The following is a 25943-nucleotide window of genomic DNA, read 5'->3' as shown; positions in this document are numbered from 1 at the left end:
TACTTGGCTTAGACGTGAAGGTCATTGTCGTGAAGTGCAATTCTGGTTTCGCGCGCCAGATCGACCAGGGCGGCGCTGAACATCAGCATGGCCGCCATGAACAGGATCGCCACGCCGTATTCGTGCGCGATCTGCAGGAGGGCGCTAACGAATGCAACGAAGATGATGAGGGCCGTAAGGATCGCGGCAACAATGGAGCAGAACAGCGACCGGTTCAGAAGCCGCGCTCTTTCCCGAAGCCGCGGCAGATCGGCTTTCAGGAATGCCCTTGCAGCGTCGCCTGCGGGAATGCCGTGAATGAACTGCGAGCGGTCGATCACCCGGTTGACCCGTGAGATCACGACAGAAATGAATGCCGCGACGGCACCGAGCAAAAACGCTGGCGCCGCCACGTTGGCGATGATGCGGGCAAGCTGGTCAATCGAGGGGGTGACCGGGATCAAATCGGTTACGCTGTGCATGTCTCGACCGATCGATGCGACGCTACCAACTTCGTCACCGAAGCGGCTCGACTTTCGCGGCCATGTCGGGCGCACGGCTCACCCGATAGTTCGCGTTGCTGCATTTGAGCACCCAGACCGCATGGTCGGAGCGCGAGCGCTTCGTGTCTTGCGTTGCTCCGAGTGCCTTGTCACAAGCAAAGCCTTGCGAGCGGATCTGTGCGGCGAGCATCGTCTGCACCGTCTCTGCCGCACCTCGCGCTAAGCTGCTGCCGGGAGCCAAGGCGGCGATTTGTGCAAGCATTGAAAGGAGGATCGAAAGACCGTGCTTCATGAGCTTCTCCGATCGCGACATCATGTAACTGCGGCCCGCGGGAAGCCCATTGGCTTCCCGCCGGTTTCGTGCCGAGACTATTGCTGGACGCACTCCTGCATGAACTTGATCCGGTCCACGACGCCGAGAGCCTTTGCCTCGGCCTGCTTGCGGCAGCCCTCGCGCTTGTCGATGCGTAGCTGGATCTTCTCGACTAGACTCAGGCCGACCGTGCCGACTTGTGGCTCGGTCGAGGCGGTCTTTTCAGCATCCGCCGTCGGACCGTCGCCGGCCGCGCGAGCGGCTTCCTGCAACCGCTTGACGTCGTCCGGGCTCAGCTTGGGCCGATCGATGTCCAGCGTGATCCGGTTGATCTTGCCGGTGAAGGTGAACGGCGTCTGATAGTCGTTGTCGTCGACGGGAGAGCCGGTGTCGGACCCGATGTCGAACGCCTCGTCCCATTGCAGGATGAAGGGCAGCGTATGCTCCATCTTCTCCGTGGCCACCAAATGACCATCCACTTTCAATGTGCCCGTGCCGCCCTGTCCAATGCCACTATAATTTCCGAACACCATCGTGGCGGCGCCGAGGCCGTCATACTTGAAATCAAACTCGATCACATGCTTGCCGGGTGTAAGCTCTGGCCCTTCCCAGCGCACCCGCTTGAGATCGACGAGGTTCCAGGTGAACACCGGCTTGTTCTTCAGGACATAGAGACCATAGCCGCCGAAACGGCCGCCTTGGGTCACCAGCACGCCCTCGGCACCCCCTTGCGGAATGTCCACGTCGGCCTTGAAGGTGTAGGAGGAATTGAGCAGGCTCGGCGCATCGCCATTGGGCGTGCCGGTCATCGACCGCGTCCAGGCGAAGCTGGTCCGGCCGGCGCTGAGACTCGGGCGCGGCGTGATGATCCGCGTCGCAACCGACGAGTCGAGCGGCAGCACCTGGTATTTTTCCGCCTCCTTCCAGAACAGCGCCTGCAGCTCCTTCAGCTTGTCCGGATATTTCGTGGCGACGTCCTCGGCCTGCGTCCAGTCGTTCCGCAAGTCATAGAGCTCCCACGGATAGTCACTCGGAGCCGGCAGCTTTGCAATGGTGACCCAAGGTGGCCGCAGAACCTTGGTGCTCGCGATCCAGCCGTCATCATAGATGGCGCGGTCCGCGAACATCTCGAAATACTGCGTCTTGCGCGTCGAAGTCGCGTTCGCGTTACTGGCATCGAAAGTATACATCATGCTGACGCCCTCAATGGGGCTTTGCTTGATCCCGTCGACGAAATCAGGCTGCTTGATCCGAGCCGCTTCCAGAATGGTCGGCACGACGTCGATGACGTGGTGAAATTGCGTTCGGATGCCCCCGTTGTCCTTGATGACCGCCGGCCAGGAGATCGCCATGCCCTGCCGCGTGCCGCCGAAATGAGACACGATCTGTTTCGTCCAGGAGAACGGCGTATCGAAGGCCCAGGCCCACCCGATAGACATGTGGTTGTAGGTCTTGTCGGTGCCCCAGACGTCGTAAAAGTACTTGAGCTGTTCTTCGACGGAAGGGTTGATCTGGTTGAACATCGCCACTTCGTTCGGCGTGCCGTTTGGTTGGCCTTCCGCACTGGTGCCGTTGTCACCCTCGATGTAGATGATCAACGTGTTGTCGAGCTTACCCATGTCCTGAATCGACTGGATGACGCGACCGATCTCGTTATCGGCGTAAGCTGCATAGGCGGCAAACACTTCCGCCTGGCGGATGAAGAGCTTCTTTTCATCGGCCGAGAGCTGATCCCATTCCTTGATCAGGTCCTTTGGCCACGGCGTCAGCTTGGCATTCTGCGGGATGACGCCTAGCCGCTTCTGGTTCTCGAAGATGGTGTCCCGCAGCTTGTTCCAGCCCTGATCGAACAGGTGCATGTCGCTGATCTTCCTCACCCACTCCGGCGTGGGATGATGCGGCGCATGGGTCGCACCGGGCGCAAACTTGACGAAGAATGGCGTATCGGGCGACAGCGCATTCATCCGATTGACGTAGTCGATGGCCTCGTCCGCCATTGCCGTCATCAAATTCCAGCCGGGCTTGCCTTCGTAGGGATGGATCGGCGTGGTATTGCGGACGAGGTTGCCCGGCTGCCATTGATTGGTGTCCCCGCCCATAAAGCCGTAGAAATATTCGAAACCCAAGCCGGTCGGCCACTGGTCGAACGGACCGGCCTGGCTTGCCTGGTATTCGGGCGTGTTGTGGTTCTTGCCAAACCAGGCGGTGCGATAGCCGTTGTCGGTCAGGATGCGGCCGATCGTGGCCTTGTCCTTGGTGATGACGCTGTCATAACCCGGATAGCCGCTCGCTTGCTCGGCAATCACGCCGAAGCCTACGGAGTGATGGTTGCGGCCCGTAATCAGCGCCGCGCGCGTCGGCGAGCACAAGGCAGTCGAATGGAAATTAGTATAGCGCAATCCATTCTGCGCGATGCGATCAAGTGCGGGCGTCGGGATCACGCCGCCGAACGTGCTCGGCACGCCGTAGCCCGCATCATCGGTGATGATGAGCAGCACGTTGGGTGCACCCTCGGGCGGCACGACCCGCGCCGGCCAGTATGGCTTTGAATTCCTTGCATCGCGCTCAATCTTGCCACCGAACTTCTGCGGCGGCGGCGGCAACTGATCGCCGGGAATGGTGATGGTGGCGGCGGGCGAGCCTGGCGATGGCGCAGCCTGCTGAGCGAACGTCGGCGCTGACATCGCCGATGCTGCGAGCATCGCGAACACGATTTTTGAAAAGCGCATTGCAAAAACCTCCCGCGACAGCATGGAAAGCTGCAACTTGGTCTTCGCTCGTCGGATCAGCGTTGACTCATATCAAAGTTGATCGTGAAAAGAGTTTGAGGTCAGACTATCGACATTCGGCAAAACCAGTTCTCGCTATGGTGGCATGACACCGCTTGAGATCTGCAGAACAAATAAAAGCTGGAAGTTGCAGGGAGAGCACGGCGACATTTTACGCTCGTCAATAGCGCTTACCTTGTCTGACAAGCACTTGAAAGCGCTAGCCATCCATTCCGCGCGTCTCCGCAATATTGGAATTGACGGCGCGCCGGAGCGCTCCACGGACTCGGCGTCGCTGCGCTGCTTGATCTCTATCAAGGCCCCAAGATCACCGCGATGGCTCGCTGCGAATTACGCGCGACTGAACAACAGACGCCGGCGCTTGGAGGTGTCCGTTTGCGCTGGTCGAAGAAGTTATCGGGCACGTCAGCATTCCTTGGATGAATTTTGGGGACGATCATGAAGAGCTTTTTAACATATGCAGCCGCTGGATTTGCACTGCTCAGCCCATTCGCCGCCGACGCGGCCGATCTTGCGGTCAAGGCGCCGCCCGCCACTCCTGCGGCTGCCGTCTATAACTGGACCGGCATGTATATCGGCGTGAACGGCGGATATGGATGGGGCAAGCATGATCCGCTCGACCTGATCGCTGGCGGATTCGACCCGGGCAGAAGCTTCAATACGAGCGGCGGATTCATCGGCGGCACAATCGGAGCACAAATCCAGCAAGGCTATGTGGTCATGGGCGCTGAGGCTGATCTTGACTGGGCCAACATAACAGGCAGCGGTACGGTCATCCCTACGATCGCCGGCGTACCTCAGCCGTTCACGATCAATCTCTCAACGAAGACCCAGGGAATTGGGACGGCGAGAATCCGAGCGGGCGCGGCTCTCAATAACTTGCTGATCTATGCGACGGGCGGCGTGGCGCTTCTCGATGAGACGGCAAAGGGGACCACCGTCAACGGCGTTCCCTGCGGCGCCCTCGGCGTCCTGACGAGTTGTCCCGCGTCGCATTGGCGTCCGGGCGCAGCAGTCGGCCTCGGCGCCGAATATGGCTTCACGCCGAACTGGACCATGAAGGGTGAATATCTCTACATCTCGGCCATTGGCAACGGGGCCGCAAAGAACGAAACCAATCTGCTTCGGTTCGGCGTGAACTATAAGTTCTAGCCGGGCATTTTCACGGCCGCCGTCCACAAAACGACGGTGGCCGCGCTCTGTAGCGGCGGCTCTATCGGATCCCAGAATGAAAAGCCGGCTGACGATAATCGTGTCTTGCGCGCTGGCCGTCGCAACGACAGCCCCCTTATTCGCCCAGGGTAGCGCGAAGTCCGCGTACCGGTCTCACAGGCGCGACAGTCCGAGCGGGACCGGTTCTGTTTTTCGGCGGGACTTATTCGATCGTAACAACCCTAATAACTTGCGATCAGACCTGCCCGGCCCGCCAGCTCAGCCGGCGCAGTCTCGCTGAATTTATTCGCAGGTCGTGATTTCCCGGCCACGCTGGCGTTCTTCCGGCAGCATCTGAGACCGGCAAGGTGAGACGAGCGGCCTATCCGGCACGCGCCGGCTACCTTAAATACTTAGCCTCTACGAAGTCGGGCGGCGCGATGTGTCCTCGCTCCGGAAAAACAGCCGGGGCAGCGCCGAGGGCACGCCAAACGACAATCCGATGAATGCGAGAAACAGGTCGAGATAACTGGGGTGCATTGTTTAGCTCTGCGGTTCGAGGGTACCCCCGGGTGCAATTCCCTGATTGCGTGGAATATGCTCCGATGCAGATGTGAGTACAATAATTACATTGATCTCGGTGCAATATCATTCGGTGCGGACCTGAACCGTCCCCTTCAGGGAATGATGTAACGGTCGCCGCCAGTCGGTGATGTCTACCGAAGCCAACGCAACGATCTCGTCGCGCAAGAGCGCGGACTTGCGTGATCACTGTACTTGGCTTTCGTGTCAACGAGCTGTGCCGCGTTTCAACTACATCGCCCGCGAGGCAGCAGTGACACTGCTGCGCATGAACTTCTAGGCCGTCTCGATCGGCGCAAAAAAGGCCGCCCGGAGGCCGCCAGTCTTTGATTTTCGCTCTTTCTGCCTATTTCTTGAGGGCGTTAGCGGCGTCCCGAGCCGCATCCTTCACATCACCCGCCGCGTTGTGGGCGGATCCCTTCGCCTTATCGATCTTGCCTTCGGTTTCCATGTCCTTGTCGCCGGTGAGTTTTCCGGCACCTTCTTTGATGGCGCCTTTTGCCTTGTCAGCAGCGCCCTTCACATGTTCGCGGTCCATGATCGTGTCCTTTGTAATCGGGATGATCAGCATAACGAACGGGTCGCGCGGTGGTTCCTCGCAGAACCCGGCCGGTGTTTTTCGACACCGTTCTGATCCCTCCATCCCAACAAGGCTAAGGCAGTTACATGAGCGTGCTGCAGCACGCCGCGTCTTCCCGCACTAGCAACCAATTCGAATCTCGCTTGTTGTCGCTCGCACGATCATTGCAGGAGACAAAACATGTCACGTCTAAGTTTATTGGCCGCAACCTTGTTGCTGCTCGCGTCTGCGCCCGCGGGCGCTCAGTCGCAGCCGGCGCAAAGCGGCCCGGGCAACAACGCCGTCAATAGCTCCGATAAGAACAACTCGAACGCGCCGGTCTCGGGCCGCAACAGCTTCACCGAGGGGCAGGCGAAATCGCGGATCGAGGACGCGGGCTATTCCAACGTCTCCGGCTTGCAGAAGGACAACGAAGGGGTCTGGCGCGGCAAGGCCGACAAGGCCGGCACCAAGACCGACGTCAGCGTCGACTTCCAGGGCAACGTCAATTCGACAAAATAAGGAATAGGTAACATGACAGCCACCATCTCTCGCCTCTACGACAATTATTCCGACGCCGAGCGGGCTGTCACCCGGCTCGAGAGCGCTGGCGTACCGCACTCCGACATCAGCATCGTCGCCAACAATTCCGACAATTGGTACGGTTCACGGACCGGCAAAGTCGACCGTGACCGCGACGGCGTCGACGATCGCGCGGAAGGAGCAGGCACAGGCGCTGGCATTGGCGCTGGCATCGGCAGTGCGGCAGGCCTTCTCGCCGGCCTCGGCCTACTGGCCATTCCTGGTCTCGGTCCCGTCGTAGCCGCGGGATGGCTCGCCTCCACGGCTGCGGGCGCAGCGGCGGGTGCGGCCACAGGCGGCATCGTCGGCGCGCTCACTCAGGCCGGCGTGTCCAAGGAGGACGCATCGCGCTACGCGGAAGGCGTTCGCCGCGGCGGTACACTCGTCTCGGCAAAGGTGCCCGACAACGATCGCGCACGCCTGGACGCACTTCTTCATGAGAGGTCCGTCAACCTTCAGGAGCGCAGTTCCGCTTGGCAGAAGTCCGGCTGGAGCGACTTCGATGCGGCGAGCCCGCCGTTGTCTCCGGAGGACATCGGCCGCGAGCGCGAGCTGTACGGCCCGGGTGCGCGGGGATAGGCCTCGTCAGAACCGACAAGAGAAGGCCCCGCACTGCGGGGCTTTTTTGCATCGACCCTTACACCTGGCTCGCCACGGCAACTCCGGCCAGGCGCAGGGCGCCATTGCATATGCCCCCTAGCCCGACGCGATACGCTGCCTCTGGAAGGCGGCTCTGAGTTCAGCCAGCTGGCCGCTCGTAGTTGACCTGCCGCAGGATTGTCCGCCGTCCATTGGCTCGCCGTCGACAGCGACCACGCCTTGAACAACGCACTCTCAATCGCGTCCGGATCAAAGCTCATCGTCATTTCCTATCACGTTCAGGGCTATCGCATTTGAGAGCAGTTTCCCTGCGGCGCATCCTTCGAGACGCCCGCCTCTGGCGGGCCCTCAGGATGAGGGCGGAGTGCGTGGCAACCGTTTTCAGCGGGCGCCGATGCCGTCTAGCCTGGTCCTGAGGAGACGCCGGAAGCGGTCGTCTCGAAGGACGAGGCGTGCGCGCTGGTCGTTCAGAAAGCCCATGTGTGATAGTCCTGCTACCACGGCGGGCCCCGCTCGAACAAAAACCCCGGAGCCTTCGGGGCCGCATTTGGAAGATGCCGCGATCAGCTCTGCGCGTGCCGCGCCATGAAGACGTCGTAGCCGACCTCGGCGACCTGGAACCAGGCGTAGCCGTCGCTGGAGAACTTTGCGAGGCTGTCGTGGACCTTCTTGAAGTTCGCGTTGGTCGCGCCGACTTCGGCGTGCAGCTCCTTCGCCGCCTTGTAGCAGGCGTCCATGATCGGTGGCGAGAACGCGTGCAGCTTGGTGCCGCTGGCGAGCAGCTTCTTCAGCGCCAGCGGATTGGCCTGGTCGTAGCGCGCCATCATGTAGTTGTTGGCGGTGTGGCCGGCCTGCTCGAGCACGCTCTGGTAATATTTCGGCAGCGCGTTCCATTTGTCGAGGTTGACGAAGGCGAGCAGCATCGGCCCGCCTTCCCACCAGCCGGGATAGTAGTAGTGCGGCGCGATCTTGTAGAATCCGAGCTTCTCGTCGTCATAGGGGCCGACCCATTCGGCGGCGTCGATGGTGCCCTTCTCCAGCGCCGGATAGATGTCGCCGCCGGCGAGCTGCTGCGGCACCACGCCGAGCTTCTGGAGCACACGGCCGGCGAAGCCGCCGATGCGGAATTTCATGCCGCTGAGATCCGCGGGCGTGTTGATCTCTTTCCTGAACCACCCGCCCATCTGGCAGCCGGTGTTGCCCGCCAGCAGCGAGATGACGTTGTAGCTTTTGTAGAACTCGTTGAGCACCTCGCGCCCACCACCCTGCATGTACCAGGCCTGGTTGATGCGCATGTTCGGGCCGAAGGGCACCGACGAGCCGAAGGTGAAGGTCGGGTCCTTGCCGAAATAATAGTATGATGCGGTGTGGCCGATCTCGCACGTCGCGTTCTGCACGGCGTCCAGCACTTGAAGGCCTGGCACGATCTCGCCGGCCGCAAAAGTCTGGATCTGGAATTTGTTGTCGGTCGCTTCCGCAACCATCTTGCTCATCATCTCGGCGCCGCCATAGAGCGTGTCGAGCGATTTCGGCCAGCTTGTCGGCATGCGCCATTTGATCTCCGGCATCGACTGCGCGATCGCAGGAGCCGCGAGCGTGGCGGCACCGGCCGCAGCAAGTCCCGTGACCTTGATGAAGTCTCTTCTTTTCATGGTTTCCTCCCCCTGGTGTAACGGTGATTGTGAGCCTTCTTGCCGAGGCTTGGAACGGAGCATGACGCAGCGACGCGCCGAACGCCATCGTGATCGCACTGCGGCAAAGAAAAAGCCGGTCTCTACACGGGGCCAGGCCGCCCGGTCTTGCGACTAAAGCCTCAGAGGTGCGCGCCGAAGCTCATCGTCCCGAACATCGCGCCCACAAAATTCGGATTAAGCGATTATGGATACATGCCACTATTTTGCCCGACGGGTCAAGCTCAACTCCATCCAGACGTCATCGCGATCGAAGCGAAGCAATCCAGAGGCAGCATTCACTGCTGCAACGTGCGCTCGTAGGCGTCTACTGTGCATGGGGTTGTTTTGCGGATCTTGAATGCGCCCTGCCACATCGCCGATAAAAAAGGCCCGGCCTCGCGAACGAGGCCGGGCCATTCAGTCCGACAGTTTCAGCCGAAGATCAGCCGCGGGTGCGCGAGCGGATCATGAAGCTGTCGTAGGTGTATTCGGCGACCTGCCACCACAGATATTCGTCGGAGCGGTAGGCCTGCATGGCGTCGATCGACTTCTTGAAATCGGCGTTCTTCGCCGAGATCTCGCCCCACAGCTCGTTGGTCGCCTTGAGGCAGGCCTCGAGCACTTCGTTGGTGAAGGGGCGGAGCTGGGTGCCGCCCGCGACCAGACGCTTCAACGCGGCCGGGTTCTGCATGTCGTAGCGCGCGGCCATCCAGCTGTTGGCGTTGGCCGTCGCGTTGGTGAGGATCGCCTGGTAGTTCTTCGGCAGCGCATTCCATTTGTCGAGGTTGGTGAAGGCGTGGACCATCGGACCGCCTTCCCAGAAGCCCGGATAGTAATAGTACTTGGCGACCTTGGCGAAGCCGAGCTTCTCGTCATCGTACGGACCGACCCACTCGGCCGCGTCGATGGTGCCCTTCTCCAGCGCTGGATAGATGTCGCCGCCGGCGAGCTGCTGGGGCACCACGCCGACCTTCTGAAGCACCTGGCCGGCAATGCCGCCGATGCGGAATTTCAGGCCGGACAGATCCGCAACGGTCTTGATCTCCTTGCGGAACCAACCACCCATCTGGGTGCCGGTGTTGCCGCAGGGGAATCCGATCACGTTCGACTTCTTGAAGAACTCGTTGCCGAGCTGCTCGCCGCCGCCCTGGTACCACCAGGAGTTCTGCTGGCGCGCGTTGAGGCCGAACGGCACCGAGGCGTAGATTGCCCAGGTCGGGTCCTTGCCGACATAGTAATACGACACCGTGTGGCACATCTCGACCGTGCCGTTCGAAGTCGCGTCGAGCGCCTGCAGGCCGGGGACGATCTCGCCGGCCGCAAACACCTGGATCTGGAATTTGTTGTCGGTCATCTCGGCGACGTACTTCGCCACCTGTTCGCCGCCGCCATAGATGGTATCGAGCGACTTCGGGAAGCTCGACGTCATGCGCCACTTGATCTCGGGCAAGGACTGCGCAATCGCCGGCGAGGCCACCGCGGCTGACGCCGCCGCACCCGCTGCCGACACTTTCAGGAAATCACGACGCTTCATCTTCAGGTCTCTCCTTGTTGGGGCGTTTCCCCGAACTTCCTCTTTGGTGCCGCGCATTCCGGCGACGCGGGGCCCAGCCTGCGTCAAACCGAAGGGGGCTTCGCTGCGGTCGGCGTTTAACACGGAAGCCACTTCCGCGGAACGCGACAATGGCATGACGGGGGGCGACGAAAGTCGCATGTCCCCAGCAATCGCTTCATGCCGCTGCGATGACGCCCTTGAGCTGGTCGCGGACCTGTCCCGCGATGGCGCGGTAGATCGCCGCATGGGGCCCATCAGGCTCGCTGTCGACGACGGGATTGCCGGCGTCCGAGGTGGCGCGAATCGCCATGTGCAGCGGGATCTCGCCCAGGAATGGTACTCCGAGCTTCTCCGCCTCGTGGCGCGCCCCGCCATGGCCGAAGATGTCCGATTTCGTGCCGCAATGCGGACACTGGAAGTAGCTCATGTTCTCGACGATGCCGAGCACGGGCACGTTGACCTTCTTGAACATCGCAAGCCCGCGCCGCGCGTCGATCAAGGACAGGTCCTGCGGGGTCGAGACGATGACGGCCCCCTTGAGCGGCACGTTCTGCGCCAGCGTGAGCTGGGCATCGCCCGTGCCCGGCGGCATGTCGACGACGAGCACGTCGAGCGTGCCCCACGCGACGTCACGCAGCATCTGCGTCACCGCCGACATCACCATCGGGCCGCGCCAGATCATCGCGGTCTCTTCCTCGACCAGGAAGCCGATCGACATGATGGCAAGGCCGAAGCGCCGCAGCGGAATCATCTTGCGCTCACCGTCCAGCTCCGGCTTCTCGTGCAGGCCCGTCAGACGGGGCACCGAGGGGCCGTAGATATCGGCGTCGAGCAACCCGACCTTGAGCCCGAGGTCGCGAAGGCCCAGCGCCAGATTGAGCGCGGTCGTCGACTTGCCGACGCCGCCCTTGCCGGAAGCCACCGCGATCACGGCCGCCACGCCCGGAATCTCGGACTGCCGCGCCATCGGCGATTGGGCGCCGCCCTGCGGCGGCGGCTTGTGGGCGTGGACCGGCTGCACGCCGGGGGTGCCACGGCCCGGCTGCGGAGACGGCGGCGGTGCAGCGCCCGCCTTGCGCTCGGCGGTCAGAGCGACCATCACGGTGGTGACACCGGGCAAGGCGCGCACGGCGGCCTCGGCTTCGGCGCGGACGGATTCCCAGGCCCGAGCCTCGGCGGCATCGACATTGATCGAGAAGAACACCTTGCCCTCGGAAGCGCTGATCGCGCTCAGCACATTGGCGTTGGTGAGCGCGACCCCGCGCGGCGACTTGATTTTGGCCAGGCTGTCGAGGACCTGTTGCTGCGTCACGCTCAAAGCGCATCTCCCAGAGAGAGCATGATCCGGAAAAGTGTGAAGCGGTTTTCCGGCCCGATCATGCTCAAGACATCAGGATGCCCCATTAGAGCGGAAACGGCCAAAAGGCTACTGCCTGCCGATATCGTCAGCCATCTCGGCGGGCGCGGCCCCCTGCTCCTCCTGGGCCGCCTCGTAATTGAGCTCGATCATGACCCCGTTGGGGTCGTGGACGAAGATCTGCCAGAGTTCGCCCCCGGGCACTTGGCGGGCGTCAAATTTCATGCCCTTGGACGCCAAACGCTCCTTCATGCCGTCGAAGCCACGACTGGCGAAGGCGACGTGGTGGACAACGCCGGAATCCGGCTTCTGTGGCTCGGAGGTCGGGGAAATATCGACGAGGTGCACCACCGGCTTGCCCTCGCTGTACATCCAGGCCCCCGGGAAGGCGAAATTCGGCCGGGCGCCTTTTTCGAGGCCCAGCACCTCCTCGTAGAAGCGGACCGTCTCAGCCAGATTCCGGGTCCGGATGTTGAAATGATCGAGCACGCCAACACTCACGCCGCCCATGCTTCACTCCCTTTTTTATGCAAGTCCTTGAGGTCCGCCATCCTAGCACAGGAGGCCGCCAAACGAAGCCGTTGCCCTCCGCCCTTAAGGGTTTATGGTGCGCGCGTTCCCCATCAGGCGGAACCCAAGCACCCCCGGCTGGCGTCCCCCCGCCCGGCTGCAACCGTAAAACTCAAGCTACGGATACCACACATGGCTAAAGTCGCATTCCTCGGTCTCGGCGTGATGGGCTTCCCCATGGCCGGACACCTCGTGAAAAAAGGGGGCCATGAGGTCACCGTCTACAACCGAACCGCCGCCAAAGCGAAGCAATGGGCGGACAAGTTCGGCGGCAAGACCGCGGCAACCCCAAAGGCTGCGGCCGAAGGCCAGGACTTCGTGATGTGCTGCGTCGGCAACGACAACGATCTGCGCGCGGTCACGATCGGCGCCGACGGTGCCTTTGCCGGCATGAAGAAGGGCGCAACCTTCGTGGACCACACGACCGCTTCGGCCGAGGTCGCGCGCGAGCTCGATGCGGCCGCGACCAAGGCCGGCTTCAAGTTCATCGACGCTCCCGTCTCGGGTGGCCAGGCCGGCGCCGAGAACGGCGTGCTGACGGTGATGTGCGGCGGCGCCCACGATGCCTATGCCGGCGCCGAGCCGATCATCACGGGCGCCTATGCCCGGATGTGCAAGCTGCTGGGGCCCGCCGGAAGCGGCCAGTTGACCAAGATGGTCAACCAGATCTGCATCGCCGGGCTCGTACAGGGTCTCTCCGAGGGTATTCACTTCGCCAAGAAGTCGGGTCTCGACGTCGCGGCCGTGATCGAGACCATCTCCAAGGGCGCGGCGCAATCGTGGCAGATGGAGAACCGCTACAAGACCATGAACGAGGACAAGTACGATTTCGGCTTCGCAGTCGAATGGATGCGCAAGGATCTTTCGATCTCGCTGGCCGAGGCCCGCCGCAACGGCGCCAATCTGCCAGTCACCGCGCTGGTCGACCAGTTCTACGCCGAGGTCGAGAACATGGGCGGCAAGCGTTGGGATACGTCGAGCCTTCTCGCGCGCCTCAATCGCTGACCTGATACTGCCTTGCTGACCGCGATCGCCGCAATCTTCGTCGTGATCTATGCGGCGATCGCGCTCGAGCATCCCCTCGGGATCAGCAAGACCGCAACCGCGCTTCTCGGCGCGGGGCTGCTCTGGACAATCTACGCAGTCACGATCAGCGATCATGCGCTGATCAACCATCAGCTCGACGAAGCCGTCGCTTCGACCGCGCAGATCGTGTTCTTCCTGATTGGCGCAATGACGATCGTCGAGGTGATCGACGCGCATGACGGCTTCGAGGTCATCACCTCGCGCATCAACACCACGAGTCAAGTCGCACTCATGTGGCTGGTCGGCTTCGTCTCGTTCGTTCTGAGCGCGATCCTGGACAATTTGACCACGACGATCGTGATGGTCTCGCTGATCCAGCGGCTGATCGCCCGGCGCGACGACCGCCTGCTGTTCGCCTCTGTCATCGTCATCGCCGCCAATGCCGGCGGCGCGTGGACCGTGATCGGCGACGTCACCACGACCATGCTGTGGATCGGTGGACAAATCACGCCATTGAACATCATGCGCGCGGTGTTCCTGCCCTCGCTGGTCAATCTGCTCGTGCCGCTGGCATTCATCAGCCTGTCGCTCAGGGGCAAGAGCATCGCGGCGCCGCAAAGGGACAGCGGGTTGCTCGCCGTCGTCAGGTTCGAGCGCAACCTGATGTTCTATCTCGGCCTTGGCGTGCTGATCGCGGTGCCAGCGTTCAAGACTGTCACGCATCTGCCGCCCTTCATGGGTGTGCTGCTCGGGCTCGGCCTCGTCTGGCTGGTCGGCGAAATCGTTCACCGCGACAAGGACGAGCATGTACGCCGCCCCCTTTCGCTGGCGCATGCGCTGACCCGGATCGACATGGGTTCGATCGTATTCTTCGTCGGCATTCTGCTGGCGGTCGCCTGCCTCGAACATGCCGGCCTTCTGACGATGCTGGCGAGGTGGCTGGAGGCGAGCATCGGGCGCCAGGACGTCATCGTCGTCGTGCTCGGCCTGCTCAGCGCCCTGGTCGACAACGTGCCTCTGGTGGCCGCGACCATGGGCATGTACGACCTCGCACACTATCCGCCGGACAGCTTCCTCTGGGAGTTCATCGCCTATTGCGCCGGCACCGGCGGCTCGATCCTGATCATCGGATCAGCCGCAGGCGTCGCAGCCATGGGCCTCGAGCGGATCGAGTTCCTCTGGTACGCCCGTCGCATCGCCGTGCCTGCGCTTGCGGGCTACCTGGCCGGCGCCGTGGTCTATGTCGCGCAGCATACGTGGCTGCACTGAGTGGCTGCCGCCCGATCCAAATTAACGCCCGGTTAACGTAATTCTTTAGCTCCTTAAGTCACCTCTTAAGGATTTCTTGCCAGAGATAGACAATGCAGAAGGCCCGCGTCCGACGTGGGCAGGAATCGTTGTTGCTTGATGAGTAACCCCGTTGAAAAGCCTGAGGTAGTGCAGCTCCCGGCCGAGCCGGTCAGCGCTCCATCAGCGAGCAGCCGAAGGGCTGCGGCGCAGCGGGTGCGCGAGGCGCGCGACAAGTTAACGTCGACCAGCGGAACCCGACCGGCCTTCGACGCCGAGCTGTTGCGCCAATATGCGCAGACGAGGCTCTCTGCCTCCTATGTCGTGATGCTGCTGGTGGTCGCCACCGGCGTGCTGTTCGGACTATGGATGCAGCCGATCCCGGCCGCGGCCTGGACCGCCGGCATGATTTGCATCCATGCCGCGATGATCCGCAGTTGCAGCCGCTTCCTGGCCGAGCCTGCCTCGCCCAACGCAACGCGCGCCTGGCGGACACGCTTTGTCGTGCTCGACCTGCTCTATGGCCTGTGCTGGATGGCGATCCTGATCCACCCCGTGCTCGACACCGTCACGGAAACATTGATGATGTTCCTGATGCTGCTGGTGATCGCAGTGTCGAGCATGCTCGCCGCCAATCTCCCGATCGCAGCTCTCGCCGCGACCGCGCCGGTTGCGGTCGCGATGGCCTTGAGCTTCGCGATGAGCGGCTCACTCGACAACTACATCCTGGCGGCCCTCGCGCTCGGCGCCGAAGGCTATTTCGTGCTGCTGGCGCATCGCCTGCACTCCTCGACCTTCGCTACGCTCGAGGCGCGCGCAGAGAAGGACGCGTTGATCGGAGAGCTCGAACAGGCCAAGGCGATCTCCGACGAAGCCCGCCACCGTGCCGAGTCGGCCAACGTGGCTAAATCGCGTTTCCTCGCGCAAATGAGCCATGAATTGCGCACGCCGCTCAATGCCATTCTCGGCTTCTCCGAGGTGATGAAGAGCGAGATCTTTGGCGCGCATGCGGTGCCGGTCTACAAGGAATATTCGGCGGACATCCACAATTCCGGCGTGCACCTGCTCAACCTCATCAACGAGATCCTCGACCTGTCGCGGATCGAGGCCGGGCGCTATGAATTGAACGAGGAGGCGGTGTCGCTGGTGGGCATCGTCGCCGACTGCCATCATCTCATGAAGCTGCGCGCCTCCAGCCGCGGCATCACCATCCACGAGGTGTTCGAGCAGGCCATGCCGCGGCTTTGGGCCGACGAGCGTGCGATCCGCCAGGTCGTGCTCAACCTGCTCTCCAACTCGATCAAGTTCACGCCGCAAGGCGGCGAGATCTGGCTCAAGGCTGGCTGGACGGCGTCAGGCGGACAGTATCTGTCGGTGAAGGATTCCGGTTCTGGCATCCCGCAAGACGAGATCCCGGTCGTGCTCGCCTCGTTCGGCCAGGGTTCAAACTCGATCAAGTCGGCCGAACAGGGCGCAGGCCTCGGCCTGCCCATCGCCAAGAACCTGATCGATCTGCATGGCGGCACATTCACGCTGAAATCGAAGCTCCGCATCGGCACCGAGGTGATCGTCACCTTCCCGCCGGAGCGCGTGATGAGCGCGCTGGCGCCGCTGTCGGAGGATGCGCCGCCGCTCCAGCCCGAGAGTTCCATGGTCCCGGACGAGAAGCGCAGGCCGCGCCACAAGCCGATCATGAGCGCGGGGACGGGATCGTAGCACATGCTTGCAGAGATGCCCGCCGATCCCCCACTATATCCCCATGAGCAAAGAAACGCCGTGCGTCGCCGTCTGCATGATCGATCCCAGGACCAAGCTGTGCTTCGGCTGCGGCCGGACCTTGCCGGAGATCGCGCGGTGGCACGCGATGGAAAGCGCCGAACGGCTGGCACTCATGGCTTTGCTGCCGGCGCGCATGGCGGATGCGGGCTTGCAGCCGATCTCGGGATCGCCGAAGCGCACCTGACCAGCTTGCGTGCAATCGGAGGCGCGCGATGATCCGCTTTCTGCTCGTTCTCATGATGCTTGCCGGCACGGCCGGCGCCGTCGTCGCCTATGGCGATCCCGATCAGATCGCGCGCGCCAGCCACAAGGTCTCGCACATGTTTCGTGCACAGACGGCGACGCCCGCTCCTGCCGTACAGATCGAGCGCGGCCAGGGCGGCGAGTTCGCGCTGCGCGCCAAGATCAACGGCGTGGCTGCTCCGATGGTGATCGACACCGGTGCGACGTCGGTGGTGCTGACCTGGGAGACCGCGAAGGCGATCGGGCTGCCGCTCGAGATGCTCGAATACGACGTCGACCTCGAAACCGCGGGCGGTCACACCAAGGCGGCGCGGCTCACGATCGACCGGCTCGCCGTCGGCCATCTCGTCGAGAAATCGGTGCCGGCTCTCGTGGTCCAGCGTGGGCAGATGAAGACCAATCTGCTCGGCATGAGCTTCCTTGATCGCCTCGAGAGCTGGGGTGTGCGGTCCGACAAGCTGATGCTCACCGGCTATCCGGAACTTCAGGCCAGCCATCGCCGCTCCCGCACGGCGGTCGATTAGACGCGCTCCGGGGCGCCCTCTGTCCGCGCGCAGTCACTCCAATTTTGAGAGTCATTGAACACGGCAGCTTGCTCCGCCGGCGCACGGGCCCCGACTCTTGCGATCGCATCGCGCAAGACGTCGACGCCGGCTCCCTGCTTCACGCCCTGTTCGGCGAGATGGCGGCGGAAGGCTCGTGCGCCGGGGACAGCATGAAACGCGCCAACGAAATGCCGCGTGATGGCGTGCAGGCGCGTGCCGCGTGCGAGCTGCGCCTCGATATAGGGCATCATCGCCTCGAATGCGTCCTGCATGGTCGCATGCGGCGCTGCCTGGCCGAAGATGTCGGAATCGACGGAGAGCAGCCGCCACGGCTCCTGATATGCGGCACGGCCGAGCATTACGCCGTCGACATGATCGAGGTGTGCCTTCGCCTCCTCGACGCTCAGGACACCGCCATTGATGATGACGGGCACGTCAGGCATCGCTCGTTTGAGACGATAGACGCGATCATAGTCCAGCGGCGGAATATCACGGTTCTCCTTCGGCGACAGACCGTTGAGCCAGGCCTTGCGGGCATGCACGATTAGCGTGTCGCAGCCTGAAGCCACGACGGCCCGTGCAAGCGCGTCGAGCGACACGTCCGGATCCTGATCGTCGATGCCGATGCGGCACTTCACTGTGACGGGAATGGCGACCGCGCCCTTCATCGCCTCGACGCACCTTGCCACGAGCTCCGGCTCCGCCATCAGGCAGGCGCCGAAGCGGCCGTCCTTCACGCGATCGGATGGGCACCCGACGTTGAGATTGACCTCGTCATAGCCGAACTCCTCGCCGATCCGCGCAGCCTTCGCGAGATCGCCCGGATCCGACCCGCCAAGCTGTAGCGCCACTGGATGCTCGCTCGCGTCGAACCCAAGCAGCCGCTCCCGATCACCATGAATGACGGCCCCGGTGGTCAGCATCTCCGTATAGAGCAGGGCCCGCTTCGACAGATGACGGTGGAACACCCGGCAGTGCCGGTCAGTCCAATCCATCATGGGTGCAACGCAAAAACGATGTACTAACATGCTGATTCTGTTAGCACTTCGGACATCGATCGGTCTATTCGTTTTTCGGGGCGATAGCAGTTCAGATATTCATCGTCGATGCATTCTCTCACTTTTCCAATCGGTTACCGAGATTGCGTGATTGCCTCGCCAGGTCGACTACGGGTCTTTCGGGCCGCCCGGTACCGTTGCAGTACCTGTTGAGTGCGTGCAGTACCGCGCTGATTGCGCCCAACCTTTGTTGATCAATTTGCTTCGGCCGGAAAGTACCGCGCAGCTCTTCACGCGCCTAATTTAGCGCTTTACGGCTTCAACTTCTCGCCTTTGACCAACGGGCAGCCGCCTGTGGACAGCGAGAGCCGATAGAACTCGTCTTTCCGCTCTGTCAGAAACTGGCCGATCTTTTCTTCAGGAGGTCGGCGCGCTGGTGGAAGGTAAGCGCTCGCAGGTTTGGGCCCCCGGCGGAGCGGCCATACCCGATCGGATCTCTCATCTCGATGCCGCCGTTGGGGACGAGCGCGACCGGCTCGCCGGTCACGGCGCTCCGCGCCGCGATCCAATCGGCTGCGTGATCAACCCACTTGGAACGTACGAAGCTCCGCAATTTCATGCTGTTTCTCGCTCGGCACTGCGCGCCGGCCTCGGCGACGAGGTCCGCCTGATCGTCGATGTTAACCAGGGTTGGACCGAGGCCGAATGCATCCGCTTCATGCCCGGGCTGGGGGAATTGGGTGTTGCCCTGATCGAACAACGTGCCGGCGTTCATGGCGCGCGTCGCGGCCCGCACGTCCATCCCGCTGCTGGTCGACGAAGCGGCCTCCACCAAGGAAGAGATCGCCCGCGCAGGCACGATGGGCTGCGGCAGCGTCTACTCGCTGAAGCGAGCGAGGGGCCAATTCTCACATGGCGCAGTCTCTATTCGAGACGTCGGTAGCCAGCTCGATCATGGCTTTACAGTCGCAACATCCGTATCCGCCGCGCGTGTCGTGCGCCGGCCGAGCACCAATACGCTGATGGCAGCAACCGCACAGAGCAGCGCAAGCGGCAACATTCCCAAAACGAAACTGCCTGTCCATTGTTTGACGAGGCCGACCACGTTGACCATGAGCCCGCCGCCGATCAGATTAGCGATAGCATTGATGCCAGCGAGACCCGCCGCGAGCGTGCTTGCCGAGAGCCAGCTTGCCGAAAGCGCCCAAAATGGGCCTTTGAAGGCATAAGCCCCAACCAGGCAGCAGGTGACCATTATGATCGTTGGAACGACCGCAGTCCCCGTCAGGCCCAGTGCGGTGAAGCCACCTGCCGCGAGCAAGAGTGGAATAGCGGTGTGCCAGCGACGCTCTACGGTTCCGTCAGAATGCCGGCCCCACAGAACCATCACGACCGTTGCAATGCCATAGGGAATGGCATTGACGAAGCCGGTTTGCAGGTTCGTCAATCCGAACGACTTCAGAAGCTGTGGTTGCCATACCGACAAGACGCTCCCGGTTGCCGACGCACCGGAACAAACAAGCGCCATGACAAGGAAGTACTTGTTTGTCGCCAATTGCCAAAGCGAGAGATGCCCCACCGGCTTGCGCATGGCGGCCTCGGCCTCTATGCGCCCCGTCAGCCACTCCCTCTCTTCGGTCGTGAGCCACGTGGCCTGGGCCGGCTTGTCGGTCAAGACGAACAGACAGGCAAAGCCGAGAAGCACGGTGGGCAATCCCTCCAGAATAAAGAGCCACTGCCAGCCGCGCAGTCCGAGCGCGCCGTCGAGCTCGAGCAGAGTGACGGATAAGGGTGACCCCAGGAACGTCGCAAGCGGAATCGAGACCGTAAAAGTCGCCAAGATACGCGCGCGATATTGCGACGGAAGCCAATAGGTCAGGTAGAGGATTGCGCCGGGAAAGAAACCAGCCTCCGCCGCACCGAGCAAGAACCGCATGGCGTAAAGCGAATGCGGCCCGACAACGAGGGCCATGCACGCCGTCACAAGGCCCCACGTGATCATGATGCGCGCGATCCAGCGTCGGGCGCCCACCTTCTGAAGCGCCAAATTGCTGGGAACTTCAACGAGAAAGTACGATACGAAAAAAAGGCTCGCGCCGAAGCCGAACACCGCGGGAGTAAGGCCGAGATCCTTGTTCATCTGCAGAGCAGCAAAGCCGACGTTGACGCGGTCCAGCAACGCAAAGAAATAGCAGACCATCAAAAAGGGTACGAGGCGCAAGATCACCTTGCGCATCGTCGCCTTTTCAAACTGGTCCAGATCTGTTCGAGCGCTCGCCACTTCCACCTCCCTATCCGTCGCCTTATTCGGCTGCTCTTGCTTTGCTCTGCATCTTCTCGACGATCGCATCGATAGCGATTTTGTAGTTGGCCGGCACAACGCCCTTGAAGTGGTCCTTCAGACCCAAGCTTTCCTTCCACCGCAGGCGGGCCGCGATCGCGCGCGCCATGATTGGCTCGACACCGGCGTCTGCGACGGCATCAGCCGACATTTCAAGCTCCTCCGCGCGGCGCTTGGCGTGGATCACGCCCGACGGAGTGAGGCTGTGGACCGTATCCATGAAGGGCCGCGCGAGCGTCTTGGAAGCGGAGGCAAGGACGACCTCATCGATCCCGTATTGACGGGCTGCCAGCAGCATCTCGTCCGTCAGCGCCTCAATGCCCTTGATGAGGACGGAACGGATAATCTTGATGCCGGATGCAGTGCCGAGAACTGGCCCGGTGAATTCGATCTGCATGCCCCACGGGACGAGCCAATCCCGAACGCGCTCACCTGCGGGACCACTCGACAGCATGCGCATCGAGTAACCATGAAGCGGCGTTCCCTCGATCGAGCCGTCGCCGAGAAGCGCGCCGCTTGATGCAAGCTTGGCCGCGACGCTCTTCTTGATCTTCGGAGTCGCGGACGCGAAGTCGAGAAAGGTGTGCCGATCCGTGATAAATGGCGCAAAGGCGTCGGCACTTTCGAGCGAAGCGGAACCTGGCGTTACACTGAAGATCAGCTCCGCCGCGTCGGCGAGTTCCTTGTTGGACTTCACAAGCGTAACGCCGGCTGCTTTGGCGCGCTCCTGTATAAGGTCCGCGTAGGGGCCATTGAACGCGTACTTGTCGTAGCAGAAGACTTCTTGCAGGCCGGCTTCGCGCAACCCCTTTCCAAGCGTGCTGCCGATTTCACCGTAGCCGACTAACCCGAGACGAAACTGCTTCTTGTCGCTCATCGTCAAACTCCTTTTGACATAGTGGAAATCGGGTGGACGCCGCCGCCAGCCACTGCCGGCTGCGGTTGTCGGAGACTGATCCCGACGACCCGAATGAGGATCGCGGCCAAGGTCAGAAATGCGCCCACTGAGATCAGTGCCCACGCAAAGCTACCCGTCGACTCGCGGATTTCACCGATAAGGTAGGGACCGACAAAGCCACCAAGATTGCCGATCGAGACAATGAGGGCGATCCCTCCGGCGGCTGCGCTGCCGGTCAGGAAGCTGGATGGTATCGGCCAGAATGTGGATTGGTAACACATGATCCCGACGACCGCGCCGCAGAGAGCTACGATGGAAAGGAGCGCGGAAGATGTCGCCAGACCGCAAGCGACCAGAGAAACGGCGCCCAAAAGGAGGGCCGAGGCCACGAACCAGCTTCGCTCTCCGCCCTTATCCGACAGCCTGGCCCACAACATCATCGCGATGGCACCGCAGATGTAGGGGACAGCAGCGATGAAGCCGACCGTCACAACGCCAAAGCCGAAGCCCTTCAGGATCTGCGGCATCCATAGTCCGAGCCCGACCGAACCAATGATGGCACAGAAATTGACGACCGCGCACACAAGAACGCGCCAATTGGTGAATGCGTCCCTCAATCTCGTGGGATGCTTGGAAGCGATGTACTGACGCTCACTCGCAAGTGCGCTGACGAGCCAGGCGCGCTCCTCTTCGGTCAGCCATTTGGCTTGTTCGGGCTTGTCGGTGAGCGTGAAGAGACAAACGAATCCGAGGACAGTCGCAGGCAGACCCTCGAGGATCAAAAGCCACTGCCAACCGTGTAGTCCAGCAACGCCGTCGAGGGCCAAGAGGGAGCTCGATATCGGCGCTCCGATGATGTTGGCGATCGGGATGCCGAGCAAAAACGCGGCTGTCGCCGTACCGCGCACACGCGCCGGGAACCAGTACGTGAAATAGAGGAATACACCCGGCGTAAAACCAGCCTCACCGAGACCGAGCAGAAAGCGCATGACGCCGAAGCTCGTAGGCCCGACTGCGAACGCGGTGCAGGCCGAGAGCAGGCCCCATGTAATCAGGATGCGAGCGATCCATTTGCGGGCGCCGACCGCCTGGAGGGCCAGATTGCTCGGCACCTCAGCCAGGAAATAGCCAAAAAAGAAAAGCCCGGCGCTCCACCCGAATTCGGAGTGCGAGATCCCGATGTCCTTGTTCATCGTCAGGCTCGCAATCCCGACGTTCACCCGGTCAAGATAGGCGATGACGTAACAGAGGAGCAGAAACGGCACGATCCGCCAAAGCACCTTGGACAGGATCCGCTCTTGCACCGCGGTAAAATCTGTACCGGTCGACGCGGCAGGACTGCTCGGCATCTAATCCCTCCCTCGGCCGGCGTTACCCCGGCCTGTCCCAAGCCCAATAACTCAAAGAAGGACGACTTGCAAACTTTTTTGAAACGGTGTTTCATTTTTGATGGCGTCGGCGATAAAGCGCTCGACTATCGCCTGGGCCCAAGTTTCATGAAAAAGCAGTGCGCTGCGCGGGTTACGGGTAGGAACGCAAAATGCTGCCACGCATTTCCGAGGTACCGACCTCGACTTCCCTGCATATCGATCTCGCAACGGAACTTCGTGTGCGGGGGTTCGAGGGCGACCTTGCGCCGGCATACGGCGACCGGATCGTCTCGGCGACCGACAACTCGATCTACCAGCTTCTTCCGCAACTCCTGATCTTCCCGCGCACGATCGAGGACCTGACGCGCATCGCGCGCGCGGTCGGAGATCCGCGCTTCGAGGACATTGTGTTCGCACCGCGGGGCGGCGGGACTGGTACAAATGGTCAGTCGCTGACGAACGGCGTGGTGGTGGACGTCTCTCGCCACATGAACCGGATTCTGGAAATCAATCCGGCGGAGGGCTGGGTGCGGGTGCAGGCTGGGGTCGTGAAGGACCAGCTCAATGCCGCCCTCGCCGGACATGGGCTTTTTTTCCCGCCAGAACTTTCGACCTCCAGTCGGGCTACGATCGGCGGCATGATCAGCACCGATGCGTGCGGCCAGGGTTCCTGCTTGTACGGCAAGACGCGCAATCACGTGCTCGAGCTAACGTGCGTCCTACTGGATGGCACGGTCTGGACGTCGGGGCCGATAGAAGACGAGGAACTTCGGCGGATCCAGCAGCGGAAGGATCGCGTGGGCGCCGTTCACAGGCTGGTCGATACCATTCAGCGCGAGCAATCGGATTTGATTACAGCCCATTTCCCGAAGTTGAACCGTTGTCTCACGGGTTATGATCTGGCGCATATCCGGGACGACGCCGGGCGGTTCAACCTCAATTCGATTCTTTGCGGCAGCGAAGGCACGCTTGCGCTGATTGCGGAAGCAAAACTGAACGTGGTGCCGATTCCAAAACACAGCGCGCTGGTCAACGTGCGCTATGACAGCTTCGATGCCGCCCTGCGGGACGCGCAGGAATTGATGCGGTTTGGGGCGGCCTCAATCGAAACGGTCGACTCGAAGGTGCTGGGCCTTGCACAAGGCGACGTCATCTGGGATTCGGTCCGGCAATACTTCCCGGAGGACAATGGACAACGTGCTACAGGTGTGAACCTGGTCGAATTCGTCGGCAACTCCGAAGCGGAGGTTGAAAACCCAGTTAGCCGGATAACGCAGGCGTTTGCATCAGCGAACCATTCGCATGGGCGGCGCGGCTTCACCGTTGCACGCGGCCACCTCGAGGTGAACGCAATCTGGGAGATGCGAAAGAAATCTGTCGGGCTGCTCGGTAATATGCAGGGCGACAAGCGGCCGATCCCGTTCGTCGAGGACACCGCGGTCCCGCCCGAGCATCTCGCCGACTACATCGCGGAGTTTCGTGCAGCGCTGGATGCCCGCAGGTTGAGCTATGGCATGTTCGGCCACGTGGATGCCGGCGTGCTTCACGTTCGTCCTGCCATCGATATGAAAGATCCACAACAGGAGGTCCTCATTCGAGAGGTGACGGAAGACGTCGTCCGGATCACCAAGAAATACGGCGGCCTCCTGTGGGGGGAACATGGCAAAGGCGTGCGCTCTGAATTCTCGCCGCGCTTCTTCGGACCGCTATATCCCTCGCTACAATCGATCAAGGCAGCGTTCGACCCACGCAATCAGCTTAATCCCGGAAAGATCGCCGCCCCCGAGGGCGGCCATCTGCTCTCGATCGATGGGCTGGTCACGCGAGGACAGCTCGACAGGGCGATCCCCGGTCCAACACGCACCGCCTACGACGAGGCGTTGCATTGCAACGGCAATGGCGCTTGCTTCAATTGGGATCCCGACGAGGCGATGTGCCCATCCTATAAGGCAACGCGCGATCGCCGGCATTCGCCAAAAGGACGGGCTTCCCTCACCCGCGAATGGCTCCGGCAATTGGCCATCACGGGTGTGGATCCCGAAGCCGAAGCCGCTGCCCTGCGACAGGGATCGGGCTGGCGCGACTTGCTGGCCAGAATGCGTAACACCTGGTCGTCCGAAGAAGACTTTTCGCATGAAGTCAAGGATGCGATGGACGGCTGCCTCGCATGCAAATCCTGCAGCGGGCAATGTCCGATCAAGGTGGACGTGCCCACCTTTCGCGCGAAATTTCTCGAACTCTATCACGGGCGCTATCTGCGGCCTGTTCGCGATCACTTGGTGGGATCGCTTGAGGCAATGCTGCCAACGATGAGCAAGATCGGCGGCCTCTATAATCTGGTTCTTGCAACACCCATCGGCCGTCTCGCCATGCGCAGGATTGGGTTGGTTCATACGCCGAAATTCTCGTCTCTATCGATGCGGCGGGAATTGGAAGCGCGCGGGATCAAGGTTGCGAATGCTGATGTGCTCAAGGGCCTTTCCGCCGGAGAGCGCGCGCGGAGTGTGGTGCTGGTCCAGGACGCATTCACCAACTGGTACGACCCAGAGATCGTTTTGGCAGTCCTCGATCTCATGAAAGTCATGGGATTCCAGCCGTATGTGGCGCCCTTCCGTCCCAACGGAAAGCCACTGCATGTCCACGGCTTTCTCGGTGCGTTCATCCGGACCGCGTCCCGCAATGCGGCCATGCTGCGCGACCTCGCCGCTACCGGCGTCGAACTGGTCGGGGTCGACGCATCCATGACGCTGACCTACCGATCCGAATACGGCATGTTGCCGGAAGCCGACCGGCCGCCTCCTGTCCACCTCGTCCAGGAGTGGTTGGCTGGCCACCTCGATGCGATTGCCGAGAGCGCGAAATCCAATGAGGAGTATCTGCTGTTGCCGCATTGCTCGGAGCGCTCGATCGCTTTGACCAGCCTGCGGAGCTGGCAATCGGCCTTTGCTGCTGCAGGCGCCAGCCTGCGCGTTTTGTCGTCGGGATGCTGCGGGATGGCCGGCACCTACGGCCACGAAGCCGAGCACCGCGCCACATCTGAGAAAATCTATGACATGAGCTGGAGGGGCCATGTCGAAAGATGGGCGTCGGGCGGCCGCCTGCTCGCGACCGGCTATTCTTGCCGCTCGCAGGTCAAACTGATCGACCGAGAGACGTTACGCCATCCGGCGCAGGCCTTGCTGGTCTGCCTGCGCGGGAGCTGATCGCAGCCAACACAACTGCTTCCATACTGACGATAGACA

Annotated in this window: 22 protein-coding genes; 10 read left to right on the top strand and 12 right to left on the bottom strand. The window is 61.9% G+C overall.

Annotated features, from left to right (window positions below; translation table 11 throughout):
* Nucleotides 1-8: 8 nt before the first annotated feature.
* From ACVW16_RS32095 to ACVW16_RS32085, 3 genes are all read right to left on the bottom strand, one after another.
* The gene (locus ACVW16_RS32095) at nt 9-461 is read right to left on the bottom strand and encodes a DUF2721 domain-containing protein (protein WP_456738513.1); all 453 of its coding nucleotides are present in this window, start codon (nt 459-461) and stop codon (nt 9-11) included.
* Nucleotides 462-495: 34 nt separating this feature from the next.
* On the bottom strand, nt 496-774 hold the full coding sequence (locus tag ACVW16_RS32090) for a hypothetical protein (protein ID WP_456734782.1): 279 nt from the start codon (nt 772-774) through the stop codon (nt 496-498).
* 77 nt (nt 775-851) lie between these two features.
* A complete protein-coding gene (locus tag ACVW16_RS32085; RefSeq protein ID WP_456734781.1) occupies nt 852-3524 on the bottom strand; it encodes an arylsulfatase in 2673 nt (890 codons plus the stop codon).
* A 498-nt stretch (nt 3525-4022) separates the two neighbouring features.
* Between ACVW16_RS32085 and ACVW16_RS32080 the strand changes: the two genes are divergently transcribed.
* A complete protein-coding gene (locus ACVW16_RS32080; protein WP_456734780.1) occupies nt 4023-4736 on the top strand; it encodes an outer membrane protein in 714 nt (237 codons plus the stop codon).
* Nucleotides 4737-5664: 928 nt separating this feature from the next.
* Here the strand turns inward: ACVW16_RS32080 and ACVW16_RS32075 are convergent.
* Complete coding sequence (locus ACVW16_RS32075) at nt 5665-5889, bottom strand: CsbD family protein (RefSeq protein WP_456802547.1); 225 nt, start codon at nt 5887-5889, stop codon at nt 5665-5667.
* A 189-nt stretch (nt 5890-6078) separates the two neighbouring features.
* Between ACVW16_RS32075 and ACVW16_RS32070 the strand changes: the two genes are divergently transcribed.
* Complete coding sequence (locus tag ACVW16_RS32070; RefSeq protein WP_456734778.1) at nt 6079-6399, top strand: hypothetical protein; 321 nt, start codon at nt 6079-6081, stop codon at nt 6397-6399.
* Nucleotides 6400-6411: 12 nt separating this feature from the next.
* Complete coding sequence (locus ACVW16_RS32065; RefSeq protein WP_456734777.1) at nt 6412-7038, top strand: hypothetical protein; 627 nt, start codon at nt 6412-6414, stop codon at nt 7036-7038.
* 584 nt (nt 7039-7622) lie between these two features.
* Here the strand turns inward: ACVW16_RS32065 and ACVW16_RS32060 are convergent.
* The 4 genes from ACVW16_RS32060 to ACVW16_RS32045 all read right to left on the bottom strand — a co-directional run bounded on the left by ACVW16_RS32060 (nt 7623) and on the right by ACVW16_RS32045 (nt 12154).
* Nucleotides 7623-8711, bottom strand: coding sequence for a TRAP transporter substrate-binding protein (locus ACVW16_RS32060; RefSeq protein WP_456702975.1), 1089 nt, complete (start codon nt 8709-8711; stop codon nt 7623-7625).
* Between the two features lie 463 nt (nt 8712-9174).
* Nucleotides 9175-10266, bottom strand: a complete 1092-nt coding sequence (locus ACVW16_RS32055) for a TRAP transporter substrate-binding protein (protein WP_456702974.1) — start codon at nt 10264-10266, stop codon at nt 9175-9177.
* A 196-nt stretch (nt 10267-10462) separates the two neighbouring features.
* The gene (locus ACVW16_RS32050; RefSeq protein ID WP_456702973.1) at nt 10463-11605 is read right to left on the bottom strand and encodes an Mrp/NBP35 family ATP-binding protein; all 1143 of its coding nucleotides are present in this window, start codon (nt 11603-11605) and stop codon (nt 10463-10465) included.
* 108 nt (nt 11606-11713) lie between these two features.
* On the bottom strand, nt 11714-12154 hold the full coding sequence (locus ACVW16_RS32045; protein WP_456702972.1) for a VOC family protein: 441 nt from the start codon (nt 12152-12154) through the stop codon (nt 11714-11716).
* Between the two features lie 192 nt (nt 12155-12346).
* Here ACVW16_RS32045 and ACVW16_RS32040 point away from each other — a divergent pair, with 192 nt between their 5' ends.
* The 5 genes from ACVW16_RS32040 to ACVW16_RS32020 all read left to right on the top strand — a co-directional run bounded on the left by ACVW16_RS32040 (nt 12347) and on the right by ACVW16_RS32020 (nt 17073).
* Nucleotides 12347-13219: an NAD(P)-dependent oxidoreductase gene (locus ACVW16_RS32040; protein ID WP_456702971.1), complete on the top strand. Its 873-nt coding sequence runs from the start codon at nt 12347-12349 to the stop codon at nt 13217-13219.
* A gap of 12 nt (nt 13220-13231) precedes the next feature.
* The gene (nhaD, locus tag ACVW16_RS32035) at nt 13232-14509 is read left to right on the top strand and encodes a sodium:proton antiporter NhaD (protein ID WP_456702970.1); all 1278 of its coding nucleotides are present in this window, start codon (nt 13232-13234) and stop codon (nt 14507-14509) included.
* 138 nt (nt 14510-14647) lie between these two features.
* A complete protein-coding gene (locus ACVW16_RS32030; protein ID WP_456734775.1) occupies nt 14648-16243 on the top strand; it encodes a sensor histidine kinase in 1596 nt (531 codons plus the stop codon).
* A gap of 43 nt (nt 16244-16286) precedes the next feature.
* On the top strand, nt 16287-16490 hold the full coding sequence (locus tag ACVW16_RS32025) for a DUF1289 domain-containing protein (protein ID WP_456734774.1): 204 nt from the start codon (nt 16287-16289) through the stop codon (nt 16488-16490).
* 28 nt (nt 16491-16518) lie between these two features.
* Complete coding sequence (locus ACVW16_RS32020) at nt 16519-17073, top strand: TIGR02281 family clan AA aspartic protease (RefSeq protein ID WP_456702967.1); 555 nt, start codon at nt 16519-16521, stop codon at nt 17071-17073.
* On the opposite strand, the gene dusA is transcribed toward ACVW16_RS32020, so the two are convergent.
* Entirely contained in the window at nt 17070-18122 is a 1053-nt protein-coding gene (gene dusA, locus ACVW16_RS32015) for a tRNA dihydrouridine(20/20a) synthase DusA (RefSeq protein ID WP_456734773.1), read from the bottom strand. The two genes, ACVW16_RS32020 and dusA, sit on opposite strands and share 4 nt — an antisense overlap.
* A gap of 406 nt (nt 18123-18528) precedes the next feature.
* Here dusA and ACVW16_RS32010 point away from each other — a divergent pair, with 406 nt between their 5' ends.
* Nucleotides 18529-19035, top strand: a complete 507-nt coding sequence (locus tag ACVW16_RS32010) for an enolase C-terminal domain-like protein (RefSeq protein WP_456734772.1) — start codon at nt 18529-18531, stop codon at nt 19033-19035.
* Between the two features lie 9 nt (nt 19036-19044).
* Here the strand turns inward: ACVW16_RS32010 and ACVW16_RS32005 are convergent, their stop codons facing one another.
* Genes ACVW16_RS32005 through ACVW16_RS31995 form a run of 3 tightly spaced genes read right to left on the bottom strand, consistent with a single transcriptional unit; the run spans nt 19045 to nt 22680 of the window.
* Nucleotides 19045-20373 (bottom strand): MFS transporter, encoded by a 1329-nt coding sequence (locus ACVW16_RS32005; RefSeq protein ID WP_456705250.1) that lies wholly within the window; start codon nt 20371-20373, stop codon nt 19045-19047.
* Between the two features lie 22 nt (nt 20374-20395).
* On the bottom strand, nt 20396-21310 hold the full coding sequence (locus ACVW16_RS32000; RefSeq protein WP_456734771.1) for a DUF1932 domain-containing protein: 915 nt from the start codon (nt 21308-21310) through the stop codon (nt 20396-20398).
* Between the two features lie 2 nt (nt 21311-21312).
* Nucleotides 21313-22680, bottom strand: coding sequence for an MFS transporter (locus ACVW16_RS31995; protein WP_456734770.1), 1368 nt, complete (start codon nt 22678-22680; stop codon nt 21313-21315).
* A 191-nt stretch (nt 22681-22871) separates the two neighbouring features.
* Between ACVW16_RS31995 and ydiJ the strand changes: the two genes are divergently transcribed.
* On the top strand, nt 22872-25904 hold the full coding sequence (gene ydiJ / locus ACVW16_RS31990; protein WP_456734769.1) for a D-2-hydroxyglutarate dehydrogenase YdiJ: 3033 nt from the start codon (nt 22872-22874) through the stop codon (nt 25902-25904).
* Nucleotides 25905-25943 lie beyond the last annotated feature (39 nt).

The organism is Bradyrhizobium sp. USDA 4474 (assembly GCF_054057515.1).
The sequence above is the reverse complement of the archived record's forward strand: the minus strand, read 5'-3'. Positions and strand labels throughout refer to the sequence as shown.